General features: G+C 61.1%; 15 protein-coding genes. 4 read left to right on the forward strand and 11 right to left on the reverse strand.

What is annotated here, in order from left to right:
* Positions 1–5: 5 nt before the first annotated feature.
* A complete protein-coding gene (gene cysE, locus KI612_RS04765) occupies positions 6–782 on the reverse strand; it encodes a serine O-acetyltransferase (RefSeq protein WP_226442682.1) in 777 nt (258 codons plus the stop codon).
* Entirely contained in the window at positions 775–1911 is a 1137-nt protein-coding gene (nifV, locus tag KI612_RS04770) for a homocitrate synthase (protein WP_226442683.1), read from the reverse strand. The genes cysE and nifV overlap by 8 nt, the downstream gene beginning before the upstream one ends.
* A 304-nt stretch (positions 1912–2215) precedes the next feature.
* On the opposite strand from nifV, the gene KI612_RS04775 reads away from it, so the two are divergent.
* The 3 genes from KI612_RS04775 (at position 2216) to KI612_RS04785 (ending at position 5819) form a co-directional block, all read left to right on the forward strand.
* Entirely contained in the window at positions 2216–2887 is a 672-nt protein-coding gene (locus tag KI612_RS04775; protein ID WP_226442684.1) for a thiopurine S-methyltransferase, read from the forward strand.
* A 90-nt stretch (positions 2888–2977) separates the two neighbouring features.
* A complete protein-coding gene (locus tag KI612_RS04780; protein ID WP_226442685.1) occupies positions 2978–3814 on the forward strand; it encodes a phosphate/phosphite/phosphonate ABC transporter substrate-binding protein in 837 nt (278 codons plus the stop codon).
* 22 nt (positions 3815–3836) lie between these two features.
* The gene (locus tag KI612_RS04785; RefSeq protein ID WP_226442686.1) at positions 3837–5819 is read left to right on the forward strand and encodes a putative bifunctional diguanylate cyclase/phosphodiesterase; all 1983 of its coding nucleotides are present in this window, start codon (positions 3837–3839) and stop codon (positions 5817–5819) included.
* A gap of 3 nt (positions 5820–5822) precedes the next feature.
* Here KI612_RS04785 and KI612_RS04790 read toward each other — a convergent pair whose 3' ends face one another.
* From KI612_RS04790 to nifH, 9 genes are all read right to left on the reverse strand, one after another.
* Positions 5823–6791 (reverse strand): hypothetical protein, encoded by a 969-nt coding sequence (locus KI612_RS04790; RefSeq protein WP_226442687.1) that lies wholly within the window; start codon positions 6789–6791, stop codon positions 5823–5825.
* Positions 6792–6807: 16 nt separating this feature from the next.
* On the reverse strand, positions 6808–7557 hold the full coding sequence (locus KI612_RS04795) for a 4Fe4S-binding leucine-rich repeat protein (RefSeq protein ID WP_226442688.1): 750 nt from the start codon (positions 7555–7557) through the stop codon (positions 6808–6810).
* A complete protein-coding gene (locus tag KI612_RS04800; protein WP_226442689.1) occupies positions 7550–7810 on the reverse strand; it encodes a DUF6129 family protein in 261 nt (86 codons plus the stop codon). The genes KI612_RS04795 and KI612_RS04800 overlap by 8 nt, the downstream gene beginning before the upstream one ends.
* Positions 7807–8541 (reverse strand): dinitrogenase iron-molybdenum cofactor biosynthesis protein, encoded by a 735-nt coding sequence (locus KI612_RS04805; RefSeq protein WP_226442690.1) that lies wholly within the window; start codon positions 8539–8541, stop codon positions 7807–7809. Before KI612_RS04805 ends, KI612_RS04800 begins: the two co-directional genes overlap by 4 nt.
* Positions 8542–8659: 118 nt before the next feature.
* Positions 8660–8851, reverse strand: a complete 192-nt coding sequence (locus KI612_RS04810; protein WP_226442691.1) for a 4Fe-4S binding protein — start codon at positions 8849–8851, stop codon at positions 8660–8662.
* 102 nt (positions 8852–8953) lie between these two features.
* Complete coding sequence (nifT, locus tag KI612_RS04815) at positions 8954–9181, reverse strand: putative nitrogen fixation protein NifT (protein ID WP_028996171.1); 228 nt, start codon at positions 9179–9181, stop codon at positions 8954–8956.
* A 129-nt stretch (positions 9182–9310) separates the two neighbouring features.
* Entirely contained in the window at positions 9311–10879 is a 1569-nt protein-coding gene (gene nifK, locus KI612_RS04820) for a nitrogenase molybdenum-iron protein subunit beta (protein ID WP_226442692.1), read from the reverse strand.
* A gap of 146 nt (positions 10880–11025) precedes the next feature.
* The gene (gene nifD, locus KI612_RS04825) at positions 11026–12498 is read right to left on the reverse strand and encodes a nitrogenase molybdenum-iron protein alpha chain (protein WP_226442693.1); all 1473 of its coding nucleotides are present in this window, start codon (positions 12496–12498) and stop codon (positions 11026–11028) included.
* 109 nt (positions 12499–12607) lie between these two features.
* The gene (gene nifH, locus KI612_RS04830) at positions 12608–13504 is read right to left on the reverse strand and encodes a nitrogenase iron protein (RefSeq protein ID WP_226442694.1); all 897 of its coding nucleotides are present in this window, start codon (positions 13502–13504) and stop codon (positions 12608–12610) included.
* A gap of 564 nt (positions 13505–14068) precedes the next feature.
* Between nifH and KI612_RS04835 the strand changes: the two genes are divergently transcribed.
* Complete coding sequence (locus KI612_RS04835) at positions 14069–14884, forward strand: NAD(+)--dinitrogen-reductase ADP-D-ribosyltransferase (protein ID WP_226442695.1); 816 nt, start codon at positions 14069–14071, stop codon at positions 14882–14884.
* Positions 14885–14926 lie beyond the last annotated feature (42 nt).

Raw genomic sequence — 14926 nt, forward strand, 5'->3', positions numbered from 1 at the left:
TGCGCTCAGTGCATCGCTTCGTGTTCGCAGCACAGGTCACCGGCCGTGCACGTCCGGCATTCGTCGCTGTGATCGGCGGGCGGCGGTTCGTGGCGCAGTTCGGCGAGTTCCTTTTCCATGCTTTCGATGCGCTCGATCAGGCAGGCGATCGACTTGGCAACCGGGTCGGGCAGCAGGTTGTGGTCGAGGCTGATGCCGTTTTCCGGGCGGGCACTGCCGGCGCGGGTATCGACGATGCGGCCGGGCACGCCAACCACGGTGCGGTCAGCCGGCACATCCTTGACGACCACCGAGTTGGCGCCGACGCGGACGCGCTCGCCGATCGTGATCGGGCCGAGTATCTTGGCGCCGGCACCGACGACGACACCGTCGGCCAGGGTCGGATGGCGCTTGCCCTTGTTCCACGAGGTGCCGCCCAGCGTGACGCCGTGATAGAGCGTCACGTCGTTGCCGACTTCTGCCGTTTCGCCGATCACGACGCAGGCGCCATGGTCGATGAAGAAGCGGCGGCCGATGGTGGCGCCGGGATGGATGTCGACATTGGTCAGGGTGCGTCCGAGGAAGGACAGCAGACGGGCCGGGAAGCGCCAGCCGGCGCGCCACAGGCGATGTGACAGGCGGTGGGTGAGAACGGCATGCACACCGGGATAGGTGGTCAGGACTTCCAGCGTCGAGCGGGCGGCCGGATCGCGCTGGAAGACGCAGGCCAGATCTTCGCGGAGAATCGCCCAGAGGCCTGGCGTGGCGGTAAGGCTAGCTGTCATGGTGATCGCTTCAGACATGGAGGTGGCTCCTGACGGAGACCAGAAGAGCCCGCAGATCGGGCGTTTCCGGCGGATGTTTGTGTTCGGCGACAAAGTTGCGGACGCGCGGCAGCAAGGCCTGGGCTTCGCTTTCATTGACCGTGATGCCGAGTCCGGCATAGACGACCTGCACGGCGCGCGAGCCGGAATGCTTGCCGAGCACGATGCGGTGCGCGGCGCCGACTTCCTGCGGGTCGTAACCCTGGTAGTTGTCGGGGTGCTTCAACAGGCCATCGACGTGGATGCCGGCTTCGTGCGTGAAGGCGCCGGCGCCGACGATGCTCTTTTGCCAGGGGACGGCACGTCCGGAGGCACTCGCGACCTGGCTGGAGAGGGCGGGGAAGCCCTTCAGGCTGACCCCGGTTTCCATGTTGTAGAGTTTCTTCAGGCCGAGCACGACCTCTTCGAGCGGTGCATTGCCGGCGCGTTCGCCGAGGCCGTTGACCGTGGTGTTGACGTGCGTCGCGCCGGCCTTGCAGGCAGCCAGCGTGTTGGCGGTGGCCAGGCCCATGTCGTCGTGGGCGTGCATTTCGATTTCCAGACCGGTCGACCGCCGCAAAGTGGCAATTTTGTCGTAGGTGCCGAAGGGCTCGAGGATGCCCAGCGTGTCGGCGAAGCGCAGGCGACGGGCGCCGCAGCGTTCGGCGGTTTCGGCCAGGGCACAGAGGAAGTTCATGTCGGCGCGCGAAGCATCCTCGCAGCCGAGGCCGACTTCGAGGCCGAGGTTGAGGGCGGCGCCGATGAATTTGGGCAATTCGCGCAGCAACCAGGCGCGGTCCTGCTTGAGCTTGTAGGCGAGGTGCTGGTCGGAGGCCGGCACCGAGATGTCGATCAGGTGCGCGCCGAGATTGGCGCAGGCGGCGATGTCGGCCGGGTGCATGCGGCTCCACAGCATCAGGCGCGGCGCGAGCTTGAGGTCGGCGACGGCGCGGATCGAATCGCATTCTTCCGGGCCCATTGCCGGGATGCCGACTTCCAGCTCGGGCACGCCGATGGCGGCGAGCTGGCGGGCGATCTCCAGTTTTTCGGCCAGCGAGAACGCCACGCCGGCCGACTGTTCGCCGTCGCGCAGGGTAGTGTCGTTGATGGTGATGCAAGCCTGGGTCATGGAATTCTCCTCGCCACCTTCTAAGCAAGGGTGGTGCCAATTATCAAGCTATTGAAAAACATGAGTTTTTTTGTCGTTGACCGGATGGCTGTCTGGTCTGTGTCGAGAATCCGACAATTGCTGCAGGTCACCGGTGCGGCAGATTCGGTGTTAGGCTGAATGCACTCCGGGCGTCTGTGGCGCCCGTTTTCCTGCGCATGCCTTTCGGCCTGCATGGCGCTTCCCGCGAAGTGTTGTGTGTTTCGATCAGCAGCTTTTCTGCTTCAACCACACGCAACAATACGACTAGCGAAGGGAGTCCGTCATGACCGGACGCGACAATGAACTCTGGCAGCAATCCTGGCGCGACCAGAATACGGATTTTCATCAGGAGGTCGTCAATCAGCATCTGGTCCGCTTCTGGTCCGGCCTTGGTCTGGCGGCTGGCGAGCGGGTTTTCGTGCCCCTCTGCGGCAAGAGCCTGGACATGCTCTGGCTGGCGCAGCAAGGGCATGCAGTGATCGGGGTCGAGCTCAGCCCGCTCGCGGCGCACGCCTTCTTTCATGAGAACGGGATGCAAGCGACGCAGCGCCGGCTCGGGGCATTCACGCTATGGGAGCATGGCCGGATCGCCATCCTCTGTGGTGATTTCTTTCAACTCAAGGCCGGCGATCTGGGCGAGATTGGCGCCGTTTTCGACCGTGCGGCGCTGACGGCCTTGCCCGATGATCTGCGTGCCGCCTACCTGAAACATTTGCGCGGCATCGTGCCCGCGACCTGCCGGATCCTGCTGCTGACGGCCGAGGAGCCGGAAGCCTGGGAGACTGCCGATCAGCCGTTTGCCGTGGCTGAAGAAATCACGACGCTATATGCAGACGCCTACGAAATCCGTCTCGATCACGTCGAAAGCATTTTCGAGGCAGATCCCGATCCGGAGATCCGCGAACAGGTCAGGATCGAGCACAAGGTCTATCTGCTGACGCCGAAAGCGCTGTGAAGGCATTATTGGCAAAGTTCTTGATCTAGATCGATTTGGCCTATGCGTTTGGTGATAAATTGATGGCATCCATCGCTCAAGGCTGTCGTCATGTGTCGCATTGTTTGTTCGGTGCTGGCAATTCTTGTTCTGGTCTTCGCCCCGCCGGCTCTTGCCGCACCCCCGCTCAAGCTCGGCATCATGCCTTTCAACAGCGCTCTGGCGCTGATCAAGACACATCAGCCGTTGCGCCTTGCGCTTGAGCGGCGTCTCGGTCGTCCTGTCGAAGTGTTTACCGAAGCCGATTACACCGCCTTCGTTAACGAGTCACTGGCCGGGCGTTACGATCTGTTGATCACCGGCCCGCATTTTGCCGTGATGTCGATCGAGAAGGGTTATGTTCCCCTGGTGCATTACAAGGCCCCGCTGCAACCGGTTTTCGTCGTTCGCTCGGCTTCCGACATCACTGCTGCCGAAACTCTCAAAGGGCGTAGCGTGGCGCTTTCCAGCCGTTTTTCGATTTCCTCGATCGGCGGCATGAAATGGCTGGCTGACAAGGGCATGCTGCCCGGGCGTGACTATCAGGTCCGCGAATACCCGACCCATGGTGCCGCTGTTGCTGCCGTCGCCGTTGGCGAGGCGGATGCGGCACTGACCACGCACACGCCATTGAAGCAGGTGCCGAAAGATATCAGCGAACGGGTTCGGCTGCTGCCTTCCGATATTCGCATCCCGCATCTGATGACCCTGGCCCACGAACGACTCGGCAAGGCCGAAATCGAGCTGGTCCGCCAGGCGCTGGCCGAGTTTGCCGCCAGCGACGAGGGCATGCAGTTTTTCAGGGAAACCGGTTATCAGGGCTATGACAATGTGACGGAGGCCGACATCAGGGCCTTGCAGCCGTATGTCAGCCTTGTGCGCCAGCAGATGAATCTGGGCGCCCACTGAATACTCAGGTAACGAAACCGCGATGAATGCTTCCGGCAATACCCCGCGCAAGGTGCCTTTCTTCCACTCGCTGCGTACCCGCCTGCTGCTGACGGCGCTGTCCATCGAAATCCTGGTGCTCGCCGTGATGCTGGGCAGCGGTCTGCGGCACATGGAGAACCAGCTCGGCCGTCAGCTTGGCCAGCATGTGCAGGCACTGCAGCTGGCTTACCAGACGGCGATTGCCGTGCCGCTGGTGTCACGTGATTATGCGACCTTGCGCGACATTCTTGATGGCTGGCGGCAGGCCGACGAGTTGCATTACATCGCAGTGACTGCGCCGGATGGCAAGTTGCTTGCAACCTCCGGCCACCCCGTGGGGGAGGCACTGCCTCAGCCACAGGAACAAGAGAGTATTGCCTGGGGCGAAGTGATGCACCTGGTATTTCCGGTTGATTTTCAGGGACAGCGCTATGGCAGCGTGCATCTGGGACTGGATACCGGGTTCATTGCGCTCGCCAGCCGGCAGTTGATCTGGCAGGGCTTGCTGGTTGCTGCTGCCGGCGTGGCGCTGACCCTGGTTCTGCTGCTGCTGTCGGGGCTGTGGCTGACCCGGCATCTGCAAATCCTGACCCGTGCCGCGGCCAGGGTTGCCGAAGGTGACTATTCGGTGCACCTTGATGTACCGACCCGGGATGAAATCGGCCTGCTGGCCAGGAGTTTCAATGCGATGGCCAGTGCGGTCGAAACCCGGGTCGATGAACTGGCTCGCCAGGCCGGGCATGACTCGCTGACCGGCCTGCACAATCGACGTGCCTTCGAGGCCAATCTGGAAGAGGCGCTGCGCATCCGTCACAGCCAGTCACTGTATGTGCTTTATCTTGATCTCGACCAGTTCAAGGCGGTCAACGACTCCTGTGGTCACGCCGCCGGTGATCTCCTGCTGCAGTCCCTGGGGCGGGTGATGAGTGAACGCTTCGGGGCCGATTTCGTTGCCCGCCTGGGTGGCGACGAGTTTGGCATGGTCCTGCTCAATGCTACGCCGGACGGTGCCCGTGCCCGGGCACAGATGATGATCGACGAAGTTCGTGCCTTCCCCTTCGTCTGGGAAGGGCGTGCCTTCCAGCTCGGCGCCAGCATCGGCCTGGTCCAGGTGTCACCGCACATTGATACGGTGACCAGCTTGTTGATTGCAGCCGATACGGCCTGCTATGCGGCCAAGGAGCACGGTCGCAACCGGGTCGAAGTGTATGCGCCCGGCGATGACTATTTCCGTCAGCGCCAGGATGAGCTGGCTTCACTGGCCGGTATTACGGCAGCCCTGCAGGATGATCGCTTCGTGCTCTATCACCAGCGCATCACCTCGCTGAAGCCGGGGCGTCCGGATCATGCCGAAGTCCTCATCCGCATGCGCGACGATGCCGGCAATGTCGTCCTGCCCGGACGCTTCATCCCGGCTGCCGAACGTTACAACCTGATGCCCTTCATCGACCGCTGGGTGATCAATGCCGCCCTGTCCCGCCTGCAGGAATTTGCCCGCAGCGGCGGTCTGCCGTTCCATCACGTCAATATCAATCTTTCCGGCGCCGGGCTGGCCGAGGATGGCATGCGCCATTTCATCGCCGAACGGATCGCTTTCTACGGCATTGATCCGGCCCAGATCTGTTTCGAGATCACCGAGAGCCAGGCCATCGGCAATCTCGGCGGCGCCCTGGCGCTGATCGCGGATGCGCATCACATGGGCAGCACGATCGCGCTCGATGATTTTGGCAGCGGCCTGTCGTCCTTCGGTTATCTGAAACGCTTCAATGTCGACTACCTGAAGATCGACGGCCAGTTCATCCGCAACCTGGCGCACGATCCGATCGACCGCGCCACCGTTGAGGCAATCATCGGCCTGGCCAAGGCGCATGGCTTGCGCACGGTGGCCGAATTCGTCGCCGAGCCAGAAATCGTCGATATCGTCAGGGAACTCGGGGTCGATTACGCGCAGGGTTTTGCCCTGCACGAACCGAGCCCCTTCTAGGTATCAGACCGCGTACGGGCGGTGCAGCCAGCTGCGCACGACATCGACGTCGCGCTGCGGCAGGTAGGCGAAGCCGGCCAGGGCGTCTTCGACAACGGTCTGGGCCACCCAGTGCGGTACGGCCTTGCTGGTCAGCATGTGGAAATACCAGGCCAGCGGGTAGCCGGCTTCGCGGTCGAAATGACCGAGCGCCGCGTACAACTCCAGGCCGCTGGTGCCTGGTGCCGCATCGAATTCAGGTGCGTCGCCGGCCAGCGTGGCAATCGGCTGGGCGCGGAAAACGCTCTGGTGATAGCGGTCGAGATGCTCGCGGGTGGCGATGACCCAGTGGTTGTAGAAAGTGCTGGTGCTGCCGGCACTGCTTTTTGCCCAGTCTTCGATCATCCGGTGTACCGGCGCGGGTTCGGGTTTTTGCGCCAGCATGCGCTTGAGGAAGGCGCCGATGTGCTGCAGGCGGCGGAAGGCATAGACCGGCATGCCGATCGGTTGCTGCAAGTCGCTGCTGCCACGCGGGTCGACCAGTTCCTCCAGGGTCGCCGGCTCGTTGGCGAACAGGCGATGCACGCGCATTTCCTGCAGGTCCTCGATTTCCAGTTGCAGGAAGTCGTCAGTCTCTTCACCGGCCGAGGCAACCAGATAGTGCGTCTGGCCGACCAGGCGGGTGGCGTACAGGGTTTGCCCGGCGAAATCGTCGATCAGCTGGCCGATGTCGCCATCGCGTTCGTCGAGGGCTGCCTCGACCCAGCTTTCCAGACTGTCGGATACGCGCTGCCCATTGCCATCGACAATGCCGCCCAGGCGATACCAGCCGCCACGGCTCATCGCATGACGAAACTTCCAGTCCGGCAGCGCCTGGCCGAGTGCCTTGACGAAGGCGCCCGGGCCGCTGCTGACCGGCACCTTGCTACAGGTTTCGACAACGGCGGTGGCGAGAGATTTGCAATATTCCGACCAGGCCAGGCTTTCTTTCATCGGGTGTTCCTCGTTTTCAGTTTGCGTTTTCTTCGGTCAGGCGGGCCAGGGCTGCTTCGCGGACCTCACTCTCCGGGTCGCTGGTCAGCGGCGGCAGATGTTCGAGCGGCGCATTGCCCACGGCGGCGAGGCGTACCCACCACTCGCTGTCGGCGAGCAGGGCTGCAGCGAGGCCGGGCAGGGCACGTTCGGCAACGATGGCGCGAACTTCCGGCTCCGGGTCGTCAACCAGCATGTCCAGCGCAAAGGCAGGCAGGCGGGCGGCGACTACCTTGCGGACTTCGCGCTCATTGTCTTTTGCCATCTTGGCCAACTGGCCGTGCGGCAGGCGGCGGGCAACGGTGGCGCGGATCAGGTAATCCGGGTCGTGCAGCATGCGCGCCAGGTGTTCTTCGGGAATGCGGGCTGCCACGCCAAGGCGGACTTCGCGATCCGGGTCGCTGATCATCCTGACCAGAATATCGGCCGGAATACGGTCGACCACGACGCGACGCACGATTTCATCGTTGTCATTGACCAGATGACCGATCAGCTCGATCGGCGCATAGCGTGCTGCGATGGCGCGTCTTTCCCAGAACAGGTCGGCAAGGAAATGTTCGGCCTGGTCCTTGTTGGCGCGAAAAAAGCGGTCGATCTGCCGACCGCTGTGGGCGCGTACGCAACTGTCGCCCGGCTTGCAGCGATTATGGCTGAGGTGACTGTCGGTGTACGGACAACCGGCGCAAAGGCCGTAGCGGCCGACGCCGATGCTTGCCTGTTCAGTCATCTGACTTGGCGGCGACGATGATGCCGGTGGCCGCATTGAAGTCGGTGGTCAGCTCAAGGCAATGGCCGCTGGCGCCCGAGATCAGATAGAGCTCGTAGCCTTCGCATTCCAGTACCGGGTTGAAGCGGGCATTGATGTCATCGGCCGAACACTCGGAGAAGTGCAGCGCCGGAAACAGCGGGCGCAGACTGCTGACCGAAGGATTCAGACGGACCGCTGCACCGACCTCGGCGAGAAGTTCCTGGCTGATCATGCTTCTTCTTCCTCTTCCTCTTCCTCGACTTCGAACTTGGCGAGTGAGGCTGCCGGCAGACCCATGATGCGGGCCAGCCAGGGCGGCGGGCTTTGCAGGGCGCCTTGCAGTTCGTCGAGAACGACACGGACCGGGCCACCCTTCGGCTTCTTCAGCGGATGGACACCAACCCGGACCACCTTGGCCGCAGCCGGGCCACCGATCGACTGGATGTAAACCAGGTCGCAATCGGCGATTACGGCAGCGCGTGCCTTGTTCTTGTCCTCTTCGGCATCGGCATCGAGGCCGGAGCGGATGGCGAGCAGCTTGATCTTGTCGGCCGAGACCTGATAAACGAGGAAGCGTTCGCAGGAACCGAAGTGACCGTCGAGGTTCTCGCCCTTGTTGTTGGCGATGGCGACGCGGATCGAGCCGGGCATTTCGCCCTCTTCGTAGCTGTCGACCGCTGGCGTATCGCTGTTCTCGATGTTTTCACCCCACAGGAAGCGGACGGCTTCCTTGAGTGCATCGGCGGAGAGGCCGACGACACAGTTTTCCTCGGCATGGTCGCCGGCCAGGATGCTGCGCAGGTCTTCCACGGTGATCGAGGCGAGCTTGGACTCGGTGAGCGGCAGATCGAATTTTTCGCTCAGGGCGCCGACCAGGGCACGGACGTCCAGGCCATCGAGGGCACGGGCTGCCAGGGCGATACGGAGAGCGGCTTCGCGGGAGGCGATGGGAGGTGCGGACATGAGGGGCCTTTCAGGATCGAGGATTCAGGATCGAGGATTCAGAGGTGAGGGGATCGAGGATTCAGGATCGGGGAGGCGATTTTTCTCGATCCTCGATCCTGAAAACCCGATCCTGCCCTTAGGCCGGAGAGATGCAGCCGGACGGGCAGACGTTTACGCACATCGGCGTGTCATTCTCGCCTTCGCATTCCGTGCACTTGCTGGCATCGATGGTGAAGAACACCTTGCCCTTGCTGATTGCCTTGGTCGGGCAGATCGGCCGGCAGTCGTCGCAGGCGGTACATTGGTCGGGATCGATATACATAGCCATGATTTAGCTCCTAGTGATTAGTTGCCTAGGATCGAGTTGCCTAGGATCGAGTGAGCAGCGCGGTTTTGCCTTTGCTCGATCCTAATAGCTGATTCCCCGATCCTAGTCTTCAGCAGCGCCGAGTCGCTTGGCTCGCACCGAGATCGGCAGGCGGGGCGGTTTGGCGATCGGGTCGACGTAGTAGCTGCCACCGTTCTCCAGCTTCAGTTCGCCGCCCCATTTTTCCGGGGTGTCGAATTCGATGGAATTGATGGCAGCTTCGAGGTCGCGCTTCGGCAAATAAAACACCAGCCCACCGGCAGCGTTCTGACGAATCATGATGTTGGCCATTGTTGCAACTCCTTGAGTTGCAGGATCTGATTAGGATCGAGTTGTTAGGATCGAGGATCGAGTAGGCGGAGCACGGGGCTTGCTTACTCGATCCTGGATCCTCGATCCTTGCTTTCGATCCTGCTTTCCTTACCGAACCAAGTCGTGGTTGTAGTCAGTCGTACCCATGCCGCGGGTCTGGTCGTCGAGCTTTTCCAGAACCGTGTTGGTCAGGGTGGTCAGGACATACATGGCGCCTTCGTAGCCCAGCGTGGTCATGCGATGCAGGTGGTGACGGTCGAAGATCGGGAAGCCGATGCGGATCAGCGGAACTTCGAACTCGGGACCCTTGTGCAGCGTGTCGCGCTGGATGTACTTGCCGTAGCTGTTGCCGACCAGGAAGTCCGGCTTGTCGGTGAAGCACAGGCTGCGCAGATGCCAGAGGTCAGCACCCGGATAAACCTTGGCACCGGCGCCGTAGGGCGAGGAGGCCAGCAGTTTTTCCATGGCCTTGCCCCAACGCTTGGAACCGTTGTTGCTGACGACGTGGGTCGGTTCGATACCGAATTCCAGCATCAGCTTGACCATGCCCATGACGAAGTCCGGATCGCCGTAGATGGCCATCTTCTTGCCGTGCAGCCAGGCGTGCGAGTCGGTCATCATGTCGAGCAGGCGGCCACGTTCCAGCGAGATGGAGGCCGGGATCGGCTTGCCGGTGACTTCGGAAACCTTCATCAGGAATTCGTCGGTCCATTCGACACCCATCGGGATGTTGAGCTTCGGAACTTCATGATTCCAGGTGTTTTCGACGAATTTCTTCGTCTTTTCCAGTTGCATCGGCTGGATCAGGAAGGTGGTGATGGCGTTCGGCGCATCCTTGACTTCGTCGATCGTCGTGCCGCCGGCGTACATGCGGAATTCGCCGTCAGCCGGGGTGTCGAGGATTTCTTCCGGATCGGAGAGCATCGTGTAATCGACGCCCATTTCCTTCATGTAGCGCTTGATGATGCGGAAGTTGCCGAGGTAGGTTTCGAAGCCCGGCACGAAGTTGATCTTGCCGTTCGAGCCGACAACCTTGCCTTCCATGCTGTTCAGCGTGAAGTACTTGAGGATGCCTTCTTCCATGTTGTCCCAGCCGGTGACGTGGGAACCGACGAAAGACGGGGTGTGCGCGAAGGGAACCGGGAAATCCTTGTCCAGGTTGCCTTCCTTGCGGGCGTTACCGATGAAGGCGTTCAAGTCATCACCGATAACTTCGGCGATACAGGTCGTGGACATCGCGATCATTTCTGCGCCGTAGAGCTTGGTGGCGTTGGCCAGACCTTCATGCACGTTCTTCTGACCACCGAACACGGCGGCGTCTTCCGTCATCGAGTCGGCGATGATCGCGATCGGCTCCTTGAAGTGACGGTTGAAGTAGGTGCGGAAGTAGGCGATACAGCCTTGCGAACCGTGGATATAAACCAGGGTCTTGGCAAAACCCAGCGAGCACAGGGCGGAGCCAAGCGGTTGGCAGGCCTTGGCCGGGTTGATGGTCAGGGCTTCGCGCTTGAAGTTGAGGTCCTGATATTCCTGGGTCGTCGTCCAGGCGAAGGTTTCGGCGACCTTGTCGGCGCTGTGGCCTTCTTCGAACTGGGCACGCTTGTTCGAGATGGTGGCTTTGTAGTCATCATCGCGGAAGAGCGGGAAACACGGCTTGATTTTATCTACGGTTTGCATCTTGATCTCCTTCGCCCGCACCACCTATCTGTGGATACGGGCGTAAGTTGTGTGAATGCAGGATCGAGCTATTAGGATCGAGGATCGAGTGGCATCCGGTCTTGCTTTGCTTACTCGATCCTAATATCTAGCTCCTCGATCCTGTCTCAGGCGGCCTTCTTTTCGGCTTCCGAGCCATCCTTCTGCCAGGGAGTCTTCATCAGGTTCCAGCACGGATTGTTCAGGGTCAGGTCCATGTCCTTGGCGAAAATGGCGAAACCGTCACAACCGTGGTAGGGGCCCGAGTAATCCCAGGAGTGGAGCTGGCGGAAAGGAATGCCCATCTTGTGGAAGACATACTTTTCCTTGATGCCGGAGCCGATCAGATCAGGCTTCATGGCCTTGACGAATTCTTCGAACTCGTAGCCGGTGACGTCGTCGTAAATCAGCGTGGCGTCGCCCATGTCCTTGATCGTGCGATCGTAGTCATCGTTGTGGGCAAATTCGTAGCCGGTACCGACCACTTCCATGCCCAGATCTTCGTAAGCGCCAACCACGTGACGCGGACGCAGACCGCCGACGTAGAGCATGACCTTCTTGCCTTCGAGACGCGGACGATACTTGGCGATCACGGCATCCATCATCGGGGTGTACTTCTCGATGACGCGCTCGGCGCCTTCCTTGATGCTGTCGTCGAAGAAGGAAGCGATCTTGCGCAGCGATTCCTTGATCTTGGTCGGGCCGAAGAAGTTGTACTCGAGCCAGGGAATCCCGTACTTCTCTTCCATGTGGCGGGAGATGTAGTTCATCGAACGGTAGCAGTGCAGCAGGTTCAGCTTGACCTTCGGGGTGTTCTCCATTTCGGCCAGGGTGCCGTCGCCGGACCACTGGGCAACGACGCGCAGACCCATCTCTTCGAGCAGGATGCGGGAGGCCCAGGCGTCACCACCGATGTTGTAGTCGCCGAGGATGGCGACGTCGTACGGGGTGGTTTCGAAAGCCTGACCGTCACGGTTGGAGATGATCCAGTCGCGCACGGAGTCATTGGCGATGTGGTGGCCCAGGGACTGGGAAACACCGCGGAAGCCTTCGCAACGCACCGGCACGACCGGCTTGTTGAGGGCTGCAGCAGCCTTCTTGGAGACGGCTTCGATGTCGTCACCGATGAGGCCGATCGGGCACTCGGACTGAACGGAGATACCCTTGTTCAGCGGGAAGAGCATTTCGATTTCGTCGATCAGCTTGGCGAGCTTCTTGTCGCCGCCGAAAACGATGTCCTTCTCCTGGAAGTCCGAGGTGAAGTTCATTTCGCAGAAGGCATCGACACCGGTGGTGCCGACGTAGTAGTTGCGACGACCGGCGCGGGCGTACTGACCGCAACCAATCGGACCGTGGGAGATGGAGATGATGTCCTTGATCGGACCCCAGACCACACCCTTGGAGCCGGCGTAGGCACAACCACGCATGGTCATGACGCCCGGCAGGGACTTGCGGTTGGAAGTAATGCACTTCTTCGACGACTCGAGTTCCTTGTCGTTGATCATCAAGTGCTTGGCACGGTCCTTCTTGGCCTTCTCGGGATAAACCTCAAGAACCTCGGCGATGAGGCTCGCGGTTTCTTCGCGGGTGAGCGCTGCCATGGTGAAACTCCTTTCGTTGCGCCGGCAACTATCTGTGCACGACGCCAACAGTTGGTTGAATGCTTGGCGGTACTGGTTCGCTGCCGCAGCAGCGAACCGGGAACTACGATCAGGCTGCGGCGGCTTCGGCGGCCAGTTCGGCTGCGGTCTTGCCGACGATGGATTCGTCTTCGACTTCCATGATGCCGAACTCCATCAACAGCTGTTCCAGCTCTTCCATCTCGATCGGGGTCGGGATGACGAAGTTGGTGTTGTTGTTGATCTTGTTGGCCAGGGCGCGGTATTCGTCGGACTGCTTGTGCGACGGATCGTATTCAACGCAGGTCATGCGGCGGATTTCAGCGTGCTGCACGACGTTGTGACGCGGCACGAAGTGGATCATGGTGGTGCCCAGGCGAGCAGCCAGGGCCATGATCAGTTCGTCTTCGCGGTCGGTGTTGCGCGAGTTGCAGATCAGGCCGGCCAGACGGACGGAACCCGAATTTGCATACTTCACGATACCCTTGGCGATGTTGTTCGCAGCGTACATGGCCATCATTTCGCCGGAGCAAACGATGTAGATTTCCTGGGCCTTGTTTTCGCGAATCGGCATGGCGAAGCCACCGCAGACCACGTCACCGAGAACGTCGTAGAACACGAAGTCGAGTTCGTCGTCGTAAGCGCCTTCTTCTTCAAGGAAGTTGATGGCGGTGATAACGCCGCGGCCGGCACAGCCGACGCCGGGTTCCGGGCCACCGGATTCGACGCACTTGACGCCACCGAAACCGATGGACATGACGTCTTCGAGTTCCAGGTCTTCCACGGAGCCGGCTTCAGCAGCCAGGTGCATGACGGTGGTTTGAGCCTTGGAGTGGAGGATGAGGCGGGTCGAGTCGGCCTTCGGGTCGCAACCCACAATCATTACTTTCTTGCCGGATTCAGCGAGTGCAGCCACCAGATTCTGGGTGGTGGTGGACTTGCCGATGCCGCCTTTGCCGTAGATGGCGCATTGACGCAGTTTTGCCATGGTGTAATCTCCTTGATCTGTCAGTCGAGTTGCGAAGAAATCATTGATGAGTCGCACCATCCCTTCTGCACGTAGCGTGCCAGGTCGACGAAAACAATCTAAGCAGCTGATTATTAAATGAAAATAGAAAAAGAGCCGGCTCGGGGTGAAGCGGTAACATCCGACAATTCCCCCACGCTTTGTAGGGGTGACGACAACGCGTCGAGCGCCAGCGAGACAAAACCCGGCTCAGGAGACGCCAGTCTCCTACCTGATCCGTTGCGCGGCAGTCCCGGATTTCCGATCGGGGCAACGCACAACGCGTCGAGCGCCAGCGAGACAAAACCCGGCTCAGGAGACGCCAGTCTCCTACCTGATTCGTTGCGCGGCAGCCCCGGGTTTCAGATCGGGGCAAGGCACAACGCGTCGAGCGCCAGCGAGACAAAACCCGGTTCAGGAGACGCCAGTCTCCTATCTGATCCGTTGCGCGGCAGTCCCGGCTTTCCCATCGGGGCAACGCACAACGCGTCGAGCGTCAGCGAGACAAAACCCGGTTCAGGAGACGCCAGTCTCCTGTCTGATTCGTTGCGAAGCGGCCCGGCCCTGTCGGCCGAGGCGCGCCTGCCGATCAACCGCTGCAACCTGCCGGCCGTCGTGCTCGGGGGGCTGACCTACCAGCAATATCCCAGTCCGCTCCTGATCGATGGCGTCGCCGAACTGCATGCCGACCTTTTTCGCCGTCTTGCCGCCGCGGCCCCCGGCACGGCGGCGGAAGTCTTTCGCGATTACCTGACCGTGCGTTTCCAGCTTGAATGGCTGGAGGAGATGGGCTACACCGGGCATGCCAGCAATCGGGCCAAGGCCAATTACATCCGGATGATCCGCGGCTGGAGTTTTGATTCCGACAGCCGCGAGGGCGCCGTGCTCAAGGGGTGGGTGGAATCGCGTTTCGGCCTGATGCCGCGCTATCACGGCGAGCCCTTGCGCGACCCGAGTGGCGAGGGCTATCGCCGCTACCAGGAAATGCGTTCACAGGGCCTGTATGGCACCAATGCGCTGGAGTCGCAGTTCGACCTGGTCTATTCCTTCTGCCAGCGGGAACTGGCGCTGCGCCATCAGGGCGCGCAGCACGTGACGCTGTACCGCGGCATCAACCGGGTCGGCGAGCACGAGGTACTGGCCAAGGGCAAGGGTGGCCGCCAGACCATCCTGCTCAACAATCTCAGTTCATTTACCTGCAGTCGCGACCGCGCTTGCGAATTTGGCGACTACATCATGGCGGTCGACATCCCGCTGACCAAGATTTTCTTCCACTGCGGCTTGCTGCCCGGCGTGCTGCAGGGTGAAGACGAGTTCCTGGTGATCGGCGGCGTGGTCGATGTCAGTTTGTCGACAATCTGATTTCCGGCCGGCGTGCCGCAGGCCTGGCTTGTCGGCCGGGGC

This window comes from Quatrionicoccus australiensis, assembly GCF_020510525.1.
GTDB classification, from domain to species: domain Bacteria; phylum Pseudomonadota; class Gammaproteobacteria; order Burkholderiales; family Rhodocyclaceae; genus Azonexus; species Azonexus australiensis_B.